Origin of the sequence: Pseudarthrobacter sp. efr-133-R2A-89 (genome assembly GCF_030209315.1) — a bacterium.
Lineage (GTDB): Bacteria > Actinomycetota > Actinomycetes > Actinomycetales > Micrococcaceae > Arthrobacter.
The window spans coordinates 383,737-404,324 of the sequence record NZ_JARVSE010000002.1; the positions used below are offsets into that span (position 1 = coordinate 383,737).

At 62.6% G+C, this 20,588-nt stretch carries 16 protein-coding genes; 15 read left to right on the forward strand and 1 reads right to left on the reverse strand.

The window, feature by feature from the left end:
- Positions 1-48 precede the first annotated feature (48 nt).
- Positions 49-690 carry a TetR/AcrR family transcriptional regulator gene (locus tag QRM95_RS04510; RefSeq protein ID WP_285246629.1) on the reverse strand — a complete coding sequence of 214 codons (642 nt, stop codon included), beginning with the start codon at positions 688-690 and terminating at the stop codon, positions 49-51.
- Positions 691-873: 183 nt separating this feature from the next.
- Here QRM95_RS04510 and QRM95_RS04515 point away from each other — a divergent pair, with 183 nt between their 5' ends.
- The 15 genes from QRM95_RS04515 (at position 874) to QRM95_RS04585 (ending at position 20,569) form a co-directional block, all read left to right on the forward strand.
- On the forward strand, positions 874-2,229 hold the full coding sequence (locus QRM95_RS04515) for an MFS transporter (RefSeq protein WP_285246630.1): 1,356 nt from the start codon (positions 874-876) through the stop codon (positions 2,227-2,229).
- A gap of 31 nt (positions 2,230-2,260) precedes the next feature.
- A complete protein-coding gene (locus QRM95_RS04520; RefSeq protein WP_285246631.1) occupies positions 2,261-4,933 on the forward strand; it encodes an alpha-L-rhamnosidase in 2,673 nt (890 codons plus the stop codon).
- Positions 4,934-4,979: 46 nt separating this feature from the next.
- Positions 4,980-6,212: a glycoside hydrolase family 1 protein gene (locus QRM95_RS04525; RefSeq protein WP_285246632.1), complete on the forward strand. Its 1,233-nt coding sequence runs from the start codon at positions 4,980-4,982 to the stop codon at positions 6,210-6,212.
- Positions 6,209-7,030, forward strand: coding sequence for an SDR family NAD(P)-dependent oxidoreductase (locus tag QRM95_RS04530; protein ID WP_285246633.1), 822 nt, complete (start codon positions 6,209-6,211; stop codon positions 7,028-7,030). The genes QRM95_RS04525 and QRM95_RS04530 overlap by 4 nt, the downstream gene beginning before the upstream one ends.
- Before the next feature lie 118 nt (positions 7,031-7,148).
- Entirely contained in the window at positions 7,149-8,195 is a 1,047-nt protein-coding gene (locus tag QRM95_RS04535; protein WP_285246634.1) for a LacI family DNA-binding transcriptional regulator, read from the forward strand.
- A gap of 182 nt (positions 8,196-8,377) precedes the next feature.
- The gene (locus tag QRM95_RS04540) at positions 8,378-9,028 is read left to right on the forward strand and encodes a TetR/AcrR family transcriptional regulator (RefSeq protein WP_285246635.1); all 651 of its coding nucleotides are present in this window, start codon (positions 8,378-8,380) and stop codon (positions 9,026-9,028) included.
- A 331-nt stretch (positions 9,029-9,359) separates the two neighbouring features.
- Positions 9,360-10,919: an ABC transporter substrate-binding protein gene (locus QRM95_RS04545; RefSeq protein ID WP_285246636.1), complete on the forward strand. Its 1,560-nt coding sequence runs from the start codon at positions 9,360-9,362 to the stop codon at positions 10,917-10,919.
- Between the two features lie 114 nt (positions 10,920-11,033).
- Positions 11,034-11,975, forward strand: coding sequence for an ABC transporter permease (locus tag QRM95_RS04550; RefSeq protein WP_285246637.1), 942 nt, complete (start codon positions 11,034-11,036; stop codon positions 11,973-11,975).
- Positions 11,972-13,756 (forward strand): dipeptide/oligopeptide/nickel ABC transporter permease/ATP-binding protein, encoded by a 1,785-nt coding sequence (locus tag QRM95_RS04555; protein WP_285246638.1) that lies wholly within the window; start codon positions 11,972-11,974, stop codon positions 13,754-13,756. Before QRM95_RS04550 ends, QRM95_RS04555 begins: the two co-directional genes overlap by 4 nt.
- The gene (locus QRM95_RS04560; RefSeq protein WP_285246639.1) at positions 13,753-14,613 is read left to right on the forward strand and encodes an ATP-binding cassette domain-containing protein; all 861 of its coding nucleotides are present in this window, start codon (positions 13,753-13,755) and stop codon (positions 14,611-14,613) included. The genes QRM95_RS04555 and QRM95_RS04560 overlap by 4 nt, the downstream gene beginning before the upstream one ends.
- A complete protein-coding gene (locus QRM95_RS04565; RefSeq protein ID WP_285246640.1) occupies positions 14,613-16,094 on the forward strand; it encodes a glycoside hydrolase family 43 protein in 1,482 nt (493 codons plus the stop codon). The genes QRM95_RS04560 and QRM95_RS04565 overlap by 1 nt, the downstream gene beginning before the upstream one ends.
- A gap of 78 nt (positions 16,095-16,172) precedes the next feature.
- Complete coding sequence (locus tag QRM95_RS04570; protein ID WP_285246641.1) at positions 16,173-17,213, forward strand: Gfo/Idh/MocA family protein; 1,041 nt, start codon at positions 16,173-16,175, stop codon at positions 17,211-17,213.
- 73 nt (positions 17,214-17,286) lie between these two features.
- Complete coding sequence (gene uidA, locus QRM95_RS04575; protein WP_285246642.1) at positions 17,287-19,143, forward strand: beta-glucuronidase; 1,857 nt, start codon at positions 17,287-17,289, stop codon at positions 19,141-19,143.
- Complete coding sequence (locus QRM95_RS04580) at positions 19,140-20,177, forward strand: SDR family NAD(P)-dependent oxidoreductase (RefSeq protein ID WP_285246643.1); 1,038 nt, start codon at positions 19,140-19,142, stop codon at positions 20,175-20,177. The genes uidA and QRM95_RS04580 overlap by 4 nt, the downstream gene beginning before the upstream one ends.
- A gap of 128 nt (positions 20,178-20,305) precedes the next feature.
- Positions 20,306-20,569 carry a hypothetical protein gene (locus tag QRM95_RS04585; RefSeq protein WP_285246644.1) on the forward strand — a complete coding sequence of 88 codons (264 nt, stop codon included), beginning with the start codon at positions 20,306-20,308 and terminating at the stop codon, positions 20,567-20,569.
- Positions 20,570-20,588 lie beyond the last annotated feature (19 nt).

The following is a 20,588-nucleotide window of genomic DNA, read 5'->3' on the forward strand; positions in this document are numbered from 1 at the left end:
AACTCTCCCGTCGGTATCAATCAGCTCCCCGAGCGGGTATTCCTTGGATCAATCGGACTGACTTTGGGTTTGCTCTGGTGAGGCGATGAACTGCATGAGGGTGTCCATGAGGTGCAGTGTCGCCCGTTGCGGGTCGAGGAGGAACTGTATCCGGAGGCCGTCGACCATCGCCATCACCATGGTCACTTTGTCGTCTGCGCTGAGTTCCTTACTGTCCTGCGTGGTCGCGAGTCTCTTGCTCGTGAAGTGTTGGCGCATGCGTTCTCGGCGGGCGATGAAGAAATCGTGCGCGGGGTGGTTGGGGTTTGTTGCTGCGATGGTGATGGCCAGCCAGTTCCGCAGCTGTTCAGGCCTGGCAAATTCCTCCTGAAGGATGTTGCTCATGACCTTTTCCTTGGGCACCTTGGATTCGAGGATGCGTCGGGCGAATTCCTCGTCGTCGGCGTCGCGCTGGGCGAGGGCGGCCAAGAGAAGGTCATCCTTCGTGGCGAAGTGGCGGAGCAATGCGGCGTGGGTCAGGTTTGCCCGGGCAGCAATATCCCGCAGGGATGCCCTTTCGTAGCCGTGTTCGGCGAAGCTTGCTGAAGCGGCCCTGACGATTTCCGTCCGTCGTGCGGGCGTTGACGAGTACGGGCCGCGCCGTCGTGGGGCTGCCTTCGTCTCGTTCTCTTGCTCTGCGGTCGTGGTCACGGAGATCGTCTCATTTCTGATGCTCGCTTTTCCTTGGTGAGGGTATTGCCAATTGTAACCATCGTGACTACTATTTCTCGAAGACTAACCACAGTGGTTACTATTTACTTGGCTTTCGACACAGTTGTCGCCCGGATTTTGCGTTGTCGCAGGGCTGGAAGCCATTCGATTAAGGAGTCATAGGTGACTACGAACGAACACGAGGCTTCTCGTTTCGCTGGCGGGGTTGCGGCCGCGCAGCCGGTGCCCGGCAACCAAAACCCCGGCGAAGCCTCCGACGGTGTTAAGGCCCTCCCCGAGGAACCTCAGTCACCTGTGAGCAGGAGCTACATTCTCTGGCTGATGCTCGCCAGCTTCGGCGCATCCATTGCCATGATGGTGCCCCTCTCGTATGGCATCGCGGTGCGGATCAGCGAGCTGGCTCCCGGCCACGAAGAGGTGCTGGGCTACATCACCGGCACGGCCCAACTGATTTATCTGGTCATCAGCCCGATGGTGGGAATTTGGAGCGACCGCATGCGCTCCGGCTTCGGCCGCCGTACCCCGTTCATCTTCCTGGGGACGGGCATCGGTCTGGCGGGTCTGGTGATGATGGGGCTTGCCCCGGACCTGCTGATCGTGGGAGCGGGCTGGGTCTTGGGCATGTCCGGCTGGTCCATTTCCGGCGCAGCGATCCAGAACCTGATGGCCGACAAGCTGCCGGAGCAACAGCGTGGAAAGGTCTCTGCACTCACGGGGCTCATGACCCAGATCGCGCCCGTCCTGGGTATCGGGGTCGCATACGCCGTTTCGTCGAACACCCTCCTCGTCTTCGTTATCCCTGGCGTGATTGGAGCGGTGCTCCTGGCCCTGCTTCCGATCATCAAGCCCGAGGGCAGCTCGAAGGACCTTGCCGTAACTTCGCAGGTCACTGCGAAGTCGGTGGTGGCCAGTTACGGCTTCAACGTGCGCAAATACCCCGACTTTGCTTGGAACTGGCTGGGCCGGTTCGTGTTCTTCATGGGGTTGTACTTCAACACCACGTTCGGCACCTTCTTTTACGCACAGCGCCTCAACCTCCCCGTCCGGGAAGTGGCCGGGGTCGTGGCCACCATCGGGATGCTGGGCGTGGTCGCTGCCGCGGCGGGCGCTCTGCTGGGCGGTTTCCTGTCAGACAAACTGCGGCGCCGCCGCCTGTTCGTGGTGATCTCCGCGGTCCTCTTTGTGGGGGGAGCCTTGGCGGAGGCAACCGCATGGTCCTTGCCCCAGCTGATCATCGGCGCGGTGCTCATGCAGACCTCGATCGCCGTGTTCGCAACAGTTGACCAAGCCATTATTTTCGCCATCTTGCCCGACCGCACCGAAACTGGCCGCTACATGGCGGTGGTGGCCTTCGCACAGAAGATCCCCAGCGCAGTAGCACCCCTCATCGCGTCCGTGGTTATCACGTTCGGCGCCATCGGGGCGGAGAAGAACTACACGCTCCTTTACCTCAGCGGCGCCGTCTTGGCCCTGCTGGGCGGCACAGTGATCGCACTCAAGGTCAAATCAGTCCGGTAGCACCGGCTGCACCAAGGAAGAAGGACCACCCATGGGCGCAGTGCCCTACGATCTTGCCGTCGACAGCGGTGGAGACCAGTTCCCCGTCACGGGACCTGCCCCCAGGCTGTCATGGAAAATTCCGGCGGCTACCACCGCTCCGTACGAACTCGAATCGACCATCGACGGCGTACCCCAGCCCACCATGACGACGGACCAGCGACTGTACGTCTTCTGGCCCTGGCGGCCTCTTCGCAGCGGACAGCGGGTCCAGTGGCGGGTTCGGGCAGCAGCCTCGGATGACTGGTCTGATTGGTCCGCTTTCGAAGCCGGACTGCTGGACGCAGACTGGACCGCATCCTGGATCTCCCCGGCTGAGCCGGTGGACCCGGGCTACGGCCACCGGCCCGCATACATCCTCCGTACCCACTTCGACTTGCCGGTTGAGGTGAAATCAGCCCGGCTTTACGCCACAGCCCTCGGCGTCTACACGGCGTTTGTCAACGGCGAGCGGGCAGGTACCGCGGAACTTTCCCCTGGGTCGACGTCGTATGACCGCACACTTTACGCGCAGGCTTTCGACGTGGCGTCCTCACTGGTGCCGGGGCACAACCAGGTGGATTTTGAGCTGTCCGATGGCTGGTACCGCGGCCAGGTCGGCGCGTTCCGGCTGCCCGCCGGCTGGGGCACCACCCTCGGGACACGCGCAGAACTGCATATCGAACTCAGCGACGGAACCCGCCGGGTGATCCTCACGGACGGCACCTGGACGAGCGCCTCCTCGACCACGACCCGCGCCGACTTGATGGATGGTCAAAGCGTTGACTTCCGCAAGCCTGCTCAACCAACGTCAAAAGTACTCGTCGGCCAGGTAGAGACACCACCCATCGACTGGTCACCGGCACCGCCGGTCCGAGTCATTGACTCCCGCCCGCCGGAACACATTTCTGAGATCAGGCCGGGTGTATGGGTGGCCGACTTCGGCCAGAACGCGTCCGGCTGGATCCGCCTCGGGAACCTCGGACCAGACGGCACGCGCACCGTGATCGAGTACGGCGAACACCTCGGCCCGGACGGGGACCTCTCAACTTCCCACCTCGATTCCCACCGGCCGGGAGAACCGACGCGAGTTTTCCGGCAGCGTGACGAAGTAACAGCAGGACCCTCCGCCGTAGTGTTCGAACCCCGTCACACGATCCACGGCTTCCAATACGCACGCATCAGCCGTGTCGGAGCCACCTTGGACCCGTCAGCCCTGAGCATGCAGGTTGTGCATACGGACCTTCGTCCTACCGGTGACTTCTCGTGCAGCAACGAGGACCTCAACCGCCTGCACAGCATCGGGGAATGGAGCTTCCTCGGGAACGCCGTCGACGTCCCGACCGACTGCCCCACCCGGGAACGGTTGGCCTGGACGGGGGACTACCAGGTGTTCATTTCCACGGCCACCAGATTGCGGGACGTGCTCGGCTTCAGCCGGAAATGGCTCAGGTCCGTGCGCGACGACCAGCTTGAGGACGGACGAATCACCAACTTTTCCCCCGACGGTCGCCGCATCAAGAACAATCTCGATGACCAGTTTGCAATGATGACCGGTTCCGCCGGATGGGGGGACGCGATCGTCGCCGTTCCGTGGGCCCTATATAAGGAGTATGGGTACGAGGCGGTTCTCGCAGAGAACTGGGACGCCATGACCCGTTGGGTCAATTGGGCCCTCGATAAGGCACGCATCAGCCGCCACCACACCCGGGCCCAGGCGGCACGCGAACCGGAACCCTTCGAGGAGTACCTCTGGGACGGTACCTTCCACTGGGGCGAATGGACCGAACCGAAAAAGCGCGACGCCGACGGGAATCTGATCGACCCCGTCCAGGACAACCCGATGGCCTGGTTCATGGAAGACAAAGGCGAAGTCGGCACGGCGTACCTCTACCGGTCCGCGGCAACACTTTCCCGGGCTGCCCAGGTCCTGGGACGCATCGACGACGCGGCAAAGTATGCGGCCGTTGCGGAGTCCGTCCGGCAGGCCTGGCAGGCCGCCTACCTTCGCGAGGACGGCACCACTGCCGCGGACAGCCAGGCCAGCTATGTCCGGGCGCTCTCATTCGACCTCCTGCCCTACGAAGCCCGGGCCTCTGCCGCCAGCCGCCTCGTCGACCTGATCCGGTCCGCGGACACGCATCTGGGAACGGGTTTCCTCTCCACGGGGGACCTCCTGCCGATGCTCGTTGACGCCGGCCGGGAAGACGTCGCGTACGAGCTGCTCCTGCAGAGCAGCGCGCCGTCGTGGCTGTACATGGTGGACAAGGGCGCCACCACCATCTGGGAATCCTGGGAAGGCATCGATCATGAGGGTAACGCCCACGATTCCCTGAACCACTACAGCAAGGGCACCGTTCTCCGATTCCTCCACGAATACACGCTCGGCTTGCGGCAGGATTCCGGATCGGTGGCCTGGCGGTCCATCGTCATCGCCCCAACCCCTGGTCCAAGCCTCACGTGGGCTCGCGGATCGCACGAAACGCCAAACGGGACCATCAGCGTTGGCTGGCAGCTCGACGGTGACGAAATACGTATCGACGCCGACATACCCGCGGGCACTACCGCCCGCATCGTCTTCCCCAACGGCACCGAATACGCTGCTGGCCCCGGCCGGTTTCGTGCGGCCGGCGCTTTCGCGCAAACAAGCACAGCAGACCCGCGCCGCTCAGCGGCAACAGTTTGAAAACTGCCCCCGACAGGGCGGCATGACACTGAACGAAGAGGATGATATGACTACTTTCCCCGACGGCTTCCTGTGGGGCGCGGCGACTGCCGGCCACCAAATTGAAGGCAACAACGTCAACAGTGACTGGTGGGCCCGCGAACTGACCATGCCCGGCATGGAGCTCTCCGGCGACGCCTGCGACAGCTACCACCGCTACCGGGAGGACATCGCGCTCCTCGCCGACGCCGGCTTGACGTCCTACCGGTTCAGCCTTGAATGGTCCCGGATCGAACCGGTCCCCGGGCACTTTTCCAAGGCCGAGCTCGCCCACTACCGGCGAATGATCGAGTACTGCTTCGAGCAGAACGTTACGCCGGTGGTCACCCTGCAGCACTTCACCACTCCGCAATGGTTCGCGAACGACGGCGGCTGGCTGGCACCGGATGCCTCCGAAAAGTTCCAGCGCTACGTCACCGCAGCCACAGGCATCCTGGAGGGCGTCAAGTGGGTGGTGACTATGAACGAGCCGAACATGCAGGCGGCGATTATGACCGCCATGCGCCGGATGCAGCAGACCCAAGGAGCCCAATGGCAAAGCCCCACCGTTGAAGGTGAAGGGGAGCAGAAACAGTCGCACGGTGAATTCCTCACGTACGCGGATCCCGAAATCGGCCGTACTTTCACCGCGATCCACCATGCCGCCCGGGACATCATTCGGGCACGCACCACCGCCAAGGTCGGATGGACCATCGCCGCCGGAGCCCTCACCCCGGCCCCCGGCGGGGAGGAAAAGCTCCGTGAAATCCGGTATGGCAAAGAGGACGTCTACTGGGAGGGCAGCCGCGGCGACGACTTCGTTGGCGTCCAGGCCTACTCCAGCCAGGAAGTGGACGCCAACGGCCTCGTCCCGCACCCGCCCCGCCCCGACAACACTCTGGTCGGCACGGCCTACCGCCCCGACGCACTCAGCATGGCTGTCCGCCACGCCTGGGACATTACCGAAGGCGTTCCCGTCCTTGTCACTGAGAACGGGATCGCGACCGCCAATGACGACCAAAGGATCCGCTACACCACCGAGGCGCTGGCCGGCCTTCACGAAACCATCGCTGAGGGCATCGACGTGCGCGGCTACCTTCACTGGTCACTCCTGGACAACTTCGAATGGGGACACTGGGAGCCCACCTTCGGCCTGGTATCCGTGGACCGGGACTCCTTCGTCCGCACCCCCAAACCAAGCCTCGCCTGGCTCGGCCGCGTGGCCCAGCACAACGAACTGGATGCCGGGGTACGTTCATGACAACCGCCTTCGCGGACGTATCCGCAACACCACTGGCAAACCTCCTTTCACTGGCCGGCCGGAACGCCGTTGTCACGGGCGGGGCGCAAGGGCTCGGAAAAGCGATCGCGCTCCGGCTGGCAGAAGCCGGTGCCAACATCCTCATCGGCGACATCAACGCCGAACGGGCCCAGGCCAGTGCCGACGATATTGCTGCCTGCTTCCCGGTGCGCTCACTGGGGGTAGCCATGGACGTTACCGACTCACAATCGGTCGGCGCCGCCGCTAAGACAGCATCCGAAGAATTTGATGGGATCGATATTTGGGTGAACAACGCCGGAATCTTTCCCAGCCTTCCGGTCCTGGAAACACCGGACGGCATCTGGGAACAGGTCTTCGCCGTGAACACCCGCGGTGTCTTCAACGGTTCCCGGGAAGCAGCACGGCACATGAGCGGCGACAACCGTGGCGGGGTGATCATCAACATCGTCTCCACCGCAGGATTCACCGGGACAGCTCCCGGGCTCTCCGCCTACGTCGGATCCAAACACGCCGTCCGTGGAATGACCAAACAGATGGCTCTGGAATTCGCGCCCCTCGGGATCCGCGTCCTCGGCGTCGCACCCACCTTCGTTCCCACCGAGGGCAATATGGCCGCGGCAGCAGCACACCCGCCACGCGAAGACTCTGGCCAGACCATGGCGGTGATGACCAACAGCCTCATCGGCCGCATGGGCACCCCGGATGACATCGCGCGCGTCGTCCTCTTCTGCGCAAGCGATCTGTCAACCATCATGACCGGCAGCACACTCCTCGCCGACGCAGGACAAACCATCTGATAAATAGAAAACCATTCGAAAAACCACTCGGAGAAGAATTGGATGAGCGTCATGGAACCGGAGTTTTGCTCTTCGCGCGGCGGGCTAAATTCCGCCTTCAGGAAGGCCCCGCTTTGCTATGACCCCTGACCGCGGATCGGAGGTCGATCGAACGCAGGCGAGCGGGGGCGGAGGATCAGCGTCGGTAACAATTTACGACATTGCTAAATTGGCAGGCGTCAATCCGTCAACGGTTTCCCGGGCATTGAATAAGCCCGGCCGCGTCAGTCTGAAAACACAGAAACTCGTCGAGGACGCGGTTCAAGAATTAGACTTCCGCGCGAACCCTTTTGCTCGTGCACTTCAGTCCGGGCAGACCAAAAACTTGGGATTGATCGTCGCTGATATTACCAATCCAACGTTCTTCGAAATTATCCGGGGTGCGGCAAAGTCTGCTGCCGGGCAGGATTACACCCTGGTGCTTGCCGAATCGGACGAGTCCGGGGTCGCGGAATTGACGTCGGCGCGCCGCATGCTTGGAACTGTGGATGGCATCATCCTCGCCAGTCCCCGCATGGAAGACGAGGACATTCGGGGTCTTGCCCGTGACAAGCATGTCGTGGTGATCCACCGGGAGATTCAAGGCGTCACCTGCGTTGTCCCGGATACAGCAAAGGGGATAGGCCAAGCTGTCCGGGCCCTGGCCTTCCATGGCCATAAGAAGCTGGTGTATGTTGCTGGTCCTCCCCGCTCCTGGATGTCTGACCGCCGGTGGGAGGGAATTCAGGCGGCGTGTGAGTGGTCGAGGCTGGCGGCCACACGGCTGGAGTCGACGAAGCCCACCCTGGAAGGTGGGCGTCGGGCCGCCCGGGCGGTATTGGAAAGCGGTGCCACTGCTGTCATGACCTATAACGATCTCCTGGCCATAGGGTTGATGCAGGAGCTGCAGGCTGCGGGAATCCTGGTGCCCGATGCCCTGAGCATCGTGGGGTTTGATGACATCTTTGGCGCCGACTTCACCACCCCGGCCTTGACGACCATTCGCTCTCCCTTGGGCGAATGTGGTTCTCTGGCGACCCGGCTGATGTTGGACCTCCTGGGCGGATCTCAAGGCGAGCCCCAAACACTCCTCGCTGAAACGGAGCTGGTCCTGCGCGGCTCCAGTGGGCGCCTCCTGACAGCATAGGGTTCGCTCGGGCTGCCGCGGTCAGGAAGGTATGCAGCTGGCGAACGCCGGCGCCGTCATTCGGAGCGCTATTTCTGAGTGCGGTTCTGTTTTTAGCTTCAGAGGTACTCTCCAGTGCGTTGTATCTGGATTGGAAACGGATAACTATAGTGTGCTGCTTGGTTTTCCGCTAATATTCAGCTATGGAGTCGACGACGCGGACGCGAAAGCCTTACGCCAAGACAGTTGAACGGCGGTCGGCCATTGCGCGCGCCGCCCTGGACATCGTTCTTGAGAAGGGTCATCGTGCCCTCACGACGTCCGAAGTTGCGTCCCGTTCCGGGATGAGCGAGACCGCAATGCTGTACCACTTCCCTACGCGTGATCACATCCTCGTTGCGGCCATGGAGTTGGCCAATCAGGACAGTCGGGCCTTGCTGACGCAGCAGTTCCTGGGCAGTGACGGGCAAAGGCATGAGTGGCCTTCGCCGGCGCTTGCAGGTCTTAGCTCGGAGGATCTTGCCGTGACGCGGCTCTTTTTCGCGCTCAGCGCCGAAGCGGTGAACCCCGACCATCCGGCACACAACTTCCTCAAAGACCACCAGGAGCGCGCAGTTGCCGAGTTCGCCAAGAGTATCCAGAGGCGGCAGGCCGACGGTTTTGCACTGCCGGGCTTGGATCCTCAGGTCGTTGCCCGCCAGGTGGTGGCCGTTTGGAGAGGGCTGCGCTTGCAATGGCTGATCAATCCCACCTTCGACGTGGCGTCGGAAGTTTCTCAAGCGTTTAAAGCGCTGACGGGGCAGCCCGTAATGGAAGCTCAGCGAAAAATTACAGAGGTAATATCCCAAATCTAGTATTTTCATGCCCTGCTGGTGCAATTGGGGCACCCAGTTAACCCGGCCGGGCAACCTTAGCCGTTGCCATAATTCTCCAATATTTCTTCTGGTGGCCTGCGCTGCGCCGTGCAAATGCGCGCCTTGTGGGCTGTTTTGCTGCGCCCAACTAATCTTTTAGGCACTGTTTATGACACGGAAAAAAATTTGCTGAAATTTGTTGGCAACCGATTGTCTTAAAGATCTTTGAATGCTTTCATTGTGATGCGGCTCACCACAAATTCCATGATCCGACTTTGGCCCACAAATACGCACTGTCCTTACACCCCAAATGACAAAGGAGTCTCCCGACATGATTTCCATCTTGTCCCGAGTGAAATCGCTGACACGCGCGGCGTCCGCCGCAACGGCTGTTGCTGCGCTGCTGGCGACCGCGGCCTGCTCATCGCCCGCCGCTGACTCGTCCCCGCAGCAGGCACCGTCCCGTGATCAAGAGCTGAGCATTGCCGTGCAGGCGCCGCCGGCGTCCCTGGACCCATCACAACTTGCCGAGGGGCAGCAGTCCTACGTGTGGGCGTCGATCTTCGACACACTGCTGATGGTTGACAAGAACGGAAAGGTCCAGCCCAACGCGGCTGAAAGCTGGAAATACTCGGATGACCTGCGCACCTTGACCCTCAAACTTCGTGGCGACCTGAAGTTCAGTACTGGGGCTCCGGTGACGTCCAAGGACGTTGTCGCCACCCTCGAACGCACACGGACCACTCCTGGCCAGCAGCAGTCCAAGCTTGCAAAAGTGACATCCGTTTCGGCGCCCGACGCTTCAACAGTTGTTCTTCAACTGTCCTCACCGGAGCCGTCCCTTTTGAACTACCTGGCACAGGCGACGGGCGTCATCGGGGATGCTCAATCATTGTCCTCGGCAACAACGAAGCTTCGCCCGACCGGGTCGGGTCCCTACGTGTTGTCCGACGCCACAACTGACGGTACCGAGTACGTCATGGAGCGGCGCGACGACTATTGGAACGCGGCAGCATTCCCCTTCAAAACGGTCAAGGTGAAGGTCATCGCGGACCGGACCGCACAATACAACGCGCTCCAGGCAGGCGAAGTCAAAGCTGCTCTGATCCAGGCTCCGCAGCGGAAACAGGCCGAAGGCGCCGGGTTCACGGTGAAGGAGGTGCAGGCGACTGCTGCGCTCGTGCTGGTCCTGGCTGACCGGAAGGGCGAACTCGTCCCGGCACTGGCAGATGAGAGGGTCCGACAGGCCATCAACTTGGCCTTTGACCGGGAGCAGATCGTGAAAGCGCTCCTGAACGGGGTCGGCAAACCGACGGACCAGGTATTCAACCCCAACGGGGACGCATACAACTCCGCCCTCGAGGGCACCTATGGGTTCGATAAGGAGAAGGCGCGCAGACTTCTCGCAGAAGCCGGCTACCCGGACGGGTTCTCGATGACGATGCCCAGCACCGTCGTCTCGCAGAACTTTGAGCCAGTCATTACCCAGGCATTGGCTGACATCGGGATCAAGGTCACGTGGGAGCCGGTGCCCCCGCAGAACACCGCCGCGTCCGTTGCCTCCAAAAAGTATCCCGCCGTGCTCTGGTTCGCGGGCCTGAACGAAGCGGGCCGGGAAGTAGGGGACATGTACACCCCCCAGGCGTTCCTGAACCCCTTCAAGTGGGAGGACCCTGCATTCGACAAGTTGCTCCAAGACGTCGCCAACGAGCCAAATGACGGCGTACGAGCGGACCTCTACAAAAAGATCAGCGAATACACCGTCAAGCACGCGTTGAACGCCCCTATCGCCTATGTCGGCACCCTCTGGGCGACCGCCCCCGGCGTCGACTTCCTCCCCTCGGTGGTCGTTTTGCCTACCGTCCGTGACTTCGCGGTATCGGGCCACTAGCTCCACAACCTGGCGGGGCCCGGCGCCGGCCGGGCCTTGCCAGCCATCCCTCGTTTCCGTCACCCCCACCACAAGGAGCTCAAAGATGCCAGTGGAAACATCCCGGGGCAGCGCATGATCGGGTACGCGCTGCGCCGCCTTGGCGCAGGCATCGTCCTCGCGCTGCTGGTTACCATGATCACGTTCTTCCTCCTCAGCGGCTCGCTGGAATCCGTGGCCCGCGAACGGCTGGGGAGCGCAGCGACTCCCGAGTCCATCAAAGACCTTATGACCAAGCTCGGCTTCGACCGGCCCCCCCTTGTCCAATACCTGGATTGGCTCGGATCAGTCCTGACTGGCAACTTCGGCACTTCCCTCTTCACCAGCCAACCCGTAGCACCCGCAGTCGCTTCGCGTTTGGGTGTCACCCTTTCGCTGGTCGTTACCGCGCTGATCATCACGGTGATCATCAGCGTCGCCCTGGGGGTCTGGGCAGCCTCACGCGGCGGCGTGGCCGACAAAGTATCCCAGGGCTTGTCACTGATTGGCCACATCGTTCCCGGGCTGCTCATTGCCATCGCCCTCGTGGCAGTCCTCGCCGTGAACATGAAGCTGCTTCCGGCAACCGGGTTCACCCCCTTCGCGCAAAACCCCGCAAAGTGGGCGGCTTCGATCACCATTCCGGTGATCGTGCTCGTCATCGGGGGAGTGGCCAACATGGCCGCGCAAATACGCGGATCGATGATCGGTGAACTCCGCAAGGACTACGTACGCACGCTGCGAACACGTGGAATCCGGACGCGGTCCATCGTGCTCCGCCACGCGCTGCGGAACGCAGCGAGCCCGGCACTGACCGTCCTGTCCCTCGAATTCATCCAAATGCTCGGCGGCGCGCTCATCATCGAAAACGTATTCGCGCTGCCCGGGTACGGCCAGTACGCGTTCAACGCCTCCCTCCAAGGCGACATCCCCGTCATCATGGGCATCACTTTGTTCGGCGTCATGCTCGTGGTGACGGTGAACCTCATTACCGATGTAGCAAACGGCTGGCTCAACCCGAAGGCGAGAATCTATTGAGCATCGAAGAACTCAGCGTCGACCCCGGGCTGGCAACCCCGCCAAGGAAATCTCCGTTGCGGAAACTCCTCAGGGACCCCCAAGCGGTCATCACCTCCGCGCTGCTGCTGGTCATCATCGTCCTCGGACTCCTGACCCCATGGATTGGCCCCCACGACCCCAACGAGGCCCAACTCAACGCGATCAACGCAGTGCCAGGAACGCCCGGGTACCCGCTGGGCGCTGATCAGAACGGCCGCGACATCGCGTCCCGGCTCTTGCATTCAATCAACACAAGCATCATCGCAGCCCTCATCGGCGCGAGCGTCGCCCTCGTCATCGGGGTGACCTTCGGCCTGATCGGGGGCTACTTCGGACGGCGGCTGCGCAGCGCGACAGAATGGGTCTTCAGCCTCATTATGACCTTCCCCGGGCTGCTGCTGCTCATCGTCCTGATGCCGATCACCAAGGGCGACTACCGCGCCACCATGCTCATCTTTGGTGTGTTGCTCTCACCCGGGATCTACCGCCTCGTACGAAACCTCGTTGTCGGGGTGAAGAATGAACTGTACGTGGATGCCGCCCGAGTGTCCGGGCTCTCCAACCTCCGCATCCTCGGCCGCCACGTCCTCTTCGTGGTCCGCGGCCCCATCATCATCGCCGCCGCCTTCCTGGCCGGGTCCGCCATCAGCCTCCAGTCCGGCCTGGCCTTCCTGGGAGTCGGGTCGCACCTCGTTCCCAGCTTCGGCGCGATGATCGCGGACGGCTTCACCAACCTGTACGTGGACCCGACCCAATTCATCTGGCCCAGCGTCCTGCTCGGAACCCTCACAGCATCCCTCGTCCTGCTCGGCAACTCCCTGCGGGACGCCTTCGAGGGTGTGAAACTGAAACCCGCAAAATCAGCCAGGCCCCAAGTTCAGAACACAACACAGGGCGCCGGCAGCGACGGTTCAGGAGAGCTGTTGTCCGTGAAGGACCTGGCAATTGCCTACCCCACGCCGTCGGGGCAACTGAAGGAGGTCGTAAAAGGGATCAGCCTCAACCTTCGCGCAGGGGAGATCCTCGGCCTGGTCGGTGAGTCCGGTTCAGGGAAGACCCAAACCGCCTTCTCTGTCCTGGGGGTGCTCCCGTCGGAGGCGGTGGTGGTCCGTGGCTCCATTCAGGTCGAGGGACGGGAACTGCTCGGCCTCCGGGAGCAGGACCTGCGCGCCCTGCGCGGCCGCGGGATCTCCTACATACCGCAGGAACCCATGTCGAACCTTGACCCCTCGTACACTGTCGGCGCGCAACTCGTGGAGGGCCTCCGCGCATCCGCCCGCATCTCCGGGGCGGAAGCGAAAGCCAGGGTGATCGCATTATTAGAGCGCGTCGGAATCCAGGATCCCCCGCGAACGTTCGGGTCCTACCCGCACCAGATTTCCGGCGGAATGGCGCAGCGCGTCCTGATTGCCGGAGCGGTGGCAAGCCGTCCGAAGCTTCTCATCGCCGATGAACCCACCACCGCGCTCGATGTGACAGTCCAGGCCGAAATCCTGGACCTGCTCCGGGACCTCCAGGCCGAACTGAACATGGCGGTCCTGCTCGTCACCCACAACTTCGGCGTGGTCGCGGACATCTGCGACCGGATCGCCGTCATGCAGGACGGCCAGATTGTCGAGTCGGGCACGGCCATGGAGCTGCTCCGCGAACCCAAGCACCCATACACCCAGCTGCTCCTGGGCTCGATCCTTGACGAACACACCGTACGAACCGACCCGCCCGTGCCCGTCGCGGCGGCTTCTGGGGAGAGAAAATCATGACGACGCCACTCCTGGACGTGACTGACCTTCGCGTCGCATTCACCGGCCGCGGATTCCGTCCCAAGTCCATCGAGGTCCTGCGTGGGGTTTCCCTGAGCATCGGCGAGGGAGAAACGCTAGGCGTCGTGGGCGAATCCGGATCCGGGAAAACCACCATCGGCCGGGCGGTCCTGGGTCTGGTGAAGCCCAGCGGGGGACGGATCACCTTTCAAGGCTCCGACATCACCCACGCCAGCCCTAAAGACCGCCGAATCCTGTCCAAAGACATCCAGGTCGTCTTCCAGGACCCCTATACCTCGCTGAACCCCTCACTGACCATCGGGGATACCCTGAGCGAACCCCTCATAGTCCAAGGAGCAGCAGCCCGCGAAGCACGAACCCGCGTCCAAAAGCTGCTGGACCAGGTAGGTCTCCCGCGCGACGCTGCCGAGCGCCTGCCGCGGGAGTTCAGCGGCGGCCAGCGTCAAAGAGTCGCCATCGCCCGCGCCCTGGCCCCCGAACCCAAACTCATCGTCTGCGATGAGCCCGTCTCGGCCCTGGACCTTTCCACCCAAGCCCGGGTGATGAACCTCTTTATCGACATTCAACGCCAGACCGGAGTCGCCTACCTGTTCATCTCCCACGACCTGGCAGTCGTACGCCACATCAGCCACCGCGTCAGTGTCGTCTACAGGGGAGACATCGTCGAAACAGGACCAGCGGACCTGGTCACGTCCACCCCGGAACACCCGTATACACAGAAACTGCTGCTCGCGGCCCCGATCGCAGACCCCGTGGAACAGGAGAAACGCCGCGCCGAACGCCACCGGCTCGCCGAGCTCCACCGCGAACAGAACGTCCAGGCAGGAGTCGCATAATGGGGGCAGCACCCATACTCCCGGGTTTCCACCCTGACCCGTCGATCTGCCGGGTAGGTGATGACTTTTACCTCATCAACTCCAGCTTCGAGTACTTCCCGGGCGTACCAATATTCACCAGCAGGGATCTGCGCACCTGGCGACAGATCGGTAACGTCCTGGACCGCGAAAGCCAGCTCAATGTCAGTCCCGGCCTCTCCGGGGCCGGCAAAGGCATCTACGCGCCCACCATCCGTTTTCACGACGGAAGGTTCTGGATGACAACGACCAACATCACGGACGTTGCCAAGGGGCACCTCATCGTTCACGCCCAGGACCCGTCCGGCCCCTGGAGTGACCCCGTCTACACCACAGATGCCATCGGCTGGGACCCGGACCTGTCCTGGGATGAAGACGGCAACTGCCACCTCGCCTGGGCTGACCCAAGGGGCGGCATCGCGCACGCCCTGGTCAATCCGCTCACCGGCCAGTTGTTGTCCGAAACCGAACTGATCTGGCGGGGAACCGGGCTCTCCTCCCCGGAAGGCCCTCACCTGTTCCGCAAGAACGGGTGGTGGTATCTCCTCGTCGCAGAAGGCGGAACGGGTCCCGGCCACGCGGTCACCATAGGCCGCGCCCGTACGGTCACGGGGCCCTACGAGGCTCATCCTGACGGCCCGATCCTCACGCACCGCAGCACCTCCCACCCGGTACAGAACACCGGACACGCCGACCTGGTCGAACTCCGCGACGGCACCTGGGCCATGGTCTATCTGGGCGTCCGTCCACGAGGGGAATTTCCGCGCTTCCACGTCAACGGACGCGAGACGTTCCTCTGCGGCGTGGACTGGTCCAACGAGTGGCCCGTAATCATCCCGGACCGTTACCCGGAACCCCAGACAACCACCTCTTTCATTGACGACTTCACCGAGCCGGAATTGCATCCGCGCTGGATTTCCCCGGGCGTTCCTCCCGGCAGTTTCTGCCGGTCCAACGGAAACGGAGGCCTCGCCCTGGACCCAGGACGCAGGGCCGAGGACAGGGAAGCCAAACGGCTGCTCGCGGTCAGGGCACAGGACGCCCAGTGGCAGGTGACCGTGGACGCGCCCGCCGGTGACCTGGCCCTCATCCTCCGCATCGACGACTCACACTGGGCGGGGGTTGAGCGCCGCAGTGACGTCCTATCCGCCCGTGCTGTCATTGGGCCTCTGGACCAGACTCTCGCATCAGCGACCGGGATCCCGCCGACAGCGCCTTTGGCGCTCCGGACACGAGGAAATCCGCAGCAGCATGGTGTCCGTACAGGGCCGGACCGGGTTGAGCTGGGCTACATAGCGGACAACTTCCACGTGTTGGCGACCATTGATGGCCGGTACCTGTCCACGGAAGTCGCCGGCGGATTCACGGGAAGAGTCATCGGACTGGAAGCCCTTGACGGACCGGCGCGCGTGGAGCGCTTCGAATACCTGGCAGATGCCACGGACCCCTCTGCCGGGTCATAGGCGGCTACGTCGGGCAGCAGGTGCCCTTCCTAACGAGTTTCTTCAACCCATAAACCCCCGACTTTGATAGGGAAACCCATGGACGGAACATCGTCTCATTTCCACGGCACTTTGCGGTGGGCCATCGCCGGGACCGGCAGCATCTCCCGCAGCATCGTGCCCGATCTGCAGCTCATTCCCGGCAACCACATAGAGGTTGTGTTCAGCAGGGACCACACCAAGGCGGCCCGGTTCGCCGAGGAATTTGGTCTCCCGCGTTCGACCAACGACTACACATCACTGATCACCGATCCCCTGGTTGACGCGCTGTATCTCGCCACGCCCTTTGCCACCCACGCTGCGATGGCCCGCCAAGCGCTGAACGCCGGCAAACATGTGATCATCGAAAAGCCCATGGCCACGAACACACACGAGGTCCAGGAACTCTTCGCCCTCGCTGAACACCGGGGCCTGTTCCTCATGGAGGCCATGTGGATGAAGTTCAACCCCGCGTTCCAGCACCTTGTTGAACTCCTGGAGTCCGGGATCATCGGAACACCAGCAAGCCTGCGTGCCGGGTTCGGCTTTCCCCTGATCCCCGACGGCGGCAGCAGGTGGGACGTGGCACGCAGCGGCGGAACACTTCTGGATCAGGGCATCTACCCTGTCACGCTGGCCCACACCATCTTCGGTGAACCGGCAAGCATCAACGCCCGCGGACGGCTCAGAGCCGACGGCCTCGACTTCGCCGAACACTTCACCCTTGAGTTCGAGGACGGCCGGTTCGCCCAATGCGCGAGTTCAATGACCGAATTCCTCGATCCGTCCGCTGCGATCAGCGGCACCAAGGGATGGATCACACTCCCGGGCATGTTTTGGACATCGACAACCCTCCTTGTCCATGGGGGATCCTGGGCCACAATGTTCGCCCCGGACCCGATACAACATCACCGCGAAGGCAACGGATACGTCCCCATGCTCCGCGCCGCCGGCGAAGCGATCCGCTCCGGAGCAACCCAGCACCCGACACACCCCGCGTCCCACACCATTGCCGTATTCCGAACCCTGGACACCATCCGCCATCAGGTTGAGGAAGCCGCCGCAACCTCTGAAAGTGATGGCCACATCACACACGCCTGAATCGAAGGATGGCCCGCTGCTGCGCGAACCACCCCATCATCAACCCGTACAAACGATCCCAGGAGGACACCCAGTGCTAAAACCCCGCCCCACCACCACCCGAGAACTTGTAAACCTCGACGGCCTCTGGCGCTTCGCCGTCGCCGACGCAGATGTCCGCGAGCCCTGGACCGGGACCCTGGAAACCCAGCTTGAGGCCCCCGTGCCGGCCAGTTACAACGACCTCTTCACCGACCAGAAGATCCGCGACCACGTGGGATGGGTGTGGTACCAGCGAACAGTCCGTGTGCCGCGGGGTTGGGCAGGGGAGCGCGTGCTTCTCCGCCTGGACGCAGCCACCCACGAAGGAAAAGTCTACGTCGACGACGTCTTGGTCGCCCGGCACGTCGGTGGCTACACGCCCTTCGAAGCCGACATCACCGACCACGTCACCCCCGGCGGGGAATTCCGTCTCACGGTCGGGGTGAACAACGAGCTGACCAGCGAGACCATTCCCCCGGGCAGCATCACCGCCACCCGGGACGGGCGGCGCCAGCAAACCTACCTGCATGACTTCTACAACTACGCCGGCCTGGCAAGGTCGGTGTGGCTCTACAGCAAACCACGACGCCACATCAGCGACATCACCATCGTCACCGGTGTCATCGGCCAGACCGGTATCGTCGATTATTCCGTAACGGCCAGCCACGAAACCGGCGTCCGTGTCTGCGCCATTGACGCCGCAGGACATGAAGTCGCCACGGCGCACGGAAGCAGCGGAACTCTCGCCATCGACAGCGTCAATCTCTGGCAGCCGGGAGCCGCCTACCTCTACGACCTTGTGGTCGAGCTCGTCGAGGGCAACGAGGTGATTGACAGTTACACTGAACCGTTTGGCGTCAGGACCCTCGAGGTCCGTGGGACCGAATTCCTCATCAACGGCAAACCGTTCTACTTCACCGGGTTCGGCAAACACGAGGACACGGCAGTCCGTGGCAAGGGTCACGACAACGCCTACCTGGTACATGACTTCCAGCTCCTGGATTGGGTGGGCGCGAACTCGTTCAGAACCTCGCACTACCCCTACGCCGAGGAAGTGCTGGAATTCGCGGACCGCCACGGCATCGTTGTCGTCGACGAGACGGCTGCCGTCGGCCTGAACCTGGGAGTCCAGGGCGGACTCACCGGGATAGGCCCCAAGCCGACCTTCTCTCCCGAAACTTTCAACCATGAGACCCAGGCCGCGCACGCGCAGCACCTTCGTGAAGTGATCGCCCGGGACAAGAACCACCCCAGCGTGGTGATGTGGAGCATCGCCAACGAGCCGGCCTCCAACGAGGAAGGAGCCCGGGAATTCTTCGAACCTCTCGTGAAGCTCGCGCGGGAACTGGACCCCACCCGTCCGCTGACCTACGCGGCGGTTATGTTCGCCACCTTCCAGAACGACAAGATCGCCGACCTCTTCGACGTCCTCAGCATCAACCGCTACTACGGCTGGTACGTATTCACCGGTGACCTTGCAACGGCCGAGCAGTACCTCGAAGCCGATCTGCGCGGATGGGTGGAGGCGTTCGGCAAACCCGTCATGATGAGCGAGTACGGGGCGGACACCATGCCAGGGCAGCACTCGGTGTGGGACATGCCCTGGAGCGAGGAATACCAGCAGTCCTACCTCACTATGAACCACCGCGTCTTTGACAGGATCGATGCCTTCATCGGAGAACACGTCTGGAATTTCGCCGACTTCCAAACCTCCAACGGCATCCACCGTGTGGATGGCAACAGAAAAGGAATCTTCACCAGGGACCGCAAGCCGAAAGCCGCAGCCCATACCCTTCGTGCCCGCTGGACCGGACTCGCCGGCACCAAACCCTCAGCCAACCAAACAGCAGCACCCGACAACGAAAAGACAACAACTTCCTCCGTACACGCTCTGGAAGGAGCAAAATGACCGAAACCACACAAGCCCTGACTGGTTCCCGTTCCATCCGGGAATGGCTTGACCATCCGGCGGGCGGCCCGCTGCTGAGGGGAATGCTCGCGGCTGCAGGGCAGGACGAAACAGCCCTCAAACCCATCGAACACTTCGCCCTCCAAAAGCTGGTCGAACTGGGCGGGGCCCAGTTTCCGCAAGCAGACCTGGATCACTTGGTGCGCGAAGTCAACGCGGGAGTACTCCCGGGAAACGACACGGAAGACGACGACGCCACTGCGCAGGCAGGGCAGTGGGCTGAACGGATCTCGGACGGGCGGTTCTCCGGCAAGACCGTGATCGTCACCGGGGCCGCTTCGGGCATAGGACGCGCCACCGCTTCCAGGATCGCGCGGGAAGGGGGGAGGGTCGTCGCTGTAGACATCGCCGCTGACCGGCTCGACGCGCTGGTCAGTGCCCACCCCGAGGCGGACCTCGTCCCGGTGCAGGCGGACATCACCCAGGATCAGGACATTGCCAGGATCATCAACGCAGCCGGAGCACGGATTGACGCCCTCGCAAACGTCGCAGGGATTATGGACGACATGACGCCGCTGCATGAAGTGTCCGACGACGTCTGGACCAGAGTGTTCGCGGTCAACGTCGATGGGATGTTCCGCCTGACCCGGGCCGTGATCCCCGCGATGATCGCCGCAGGGCAGGGATCAATTGTCAATGTTGCGTCCGAGGCCGCCCTGCGCGGCAACTCCGCGGGAGTGGCCTACACCGCCTCCAAACATGCCGTTCTCGGCATGACGCGCAGTACCGCCTTCATGTACGCCCCGCAAGGCATCCGGGTCAATGCAGTAGCCCCGGGCCCGGTCGCGACGGGAATCGAAGCCACCTTCCGCTCAGAGCTCGGCGCGAAACGCCTCGGCCCGTTCATGCAGATGATTCCTCCCGTGGCAGAGGCGTCCCAGCTAGCCGCATCGATTACCTTCTTGCTTAGTGATGACGGAACGAACATCTCCGGCGCTGTCCTGCCCTCAGACGGTGCCTGGTCCGTGCAATAAGAGCCAGTTCCGGAAGGCTCCGGGGAGGTGCCCGCAAGGCTGCCGGCGCCCTTCCCGCTGCACAACAGAGTCCCCAAAGGCCGGGAAGCCCCACAGGCTCCGCACGGCATCGACTACCAGGAATCCTCATGGACACCACCTCCCGCAGTCATTCCCAGCACGCTCCCACGACGGGTGACTTCACCATGTGGCAACCTGAAGACGATTGGACGGTGGTCGTTGGCCAGCACATTGAGATCTACGAACAGGGAAAGATCCTCGACAAAGGCCACGTGGAGGACGTGACAACAAACGGGCACGTCCTCTGGCTGACGATGGAAGGCCCACAGCACCGACGCCTCATCGAGAAGACACCTACAAGGCGCGTCAAGGTCCTTCATGCCAGAGCCTAAATGATGACCTTTCCTCGGC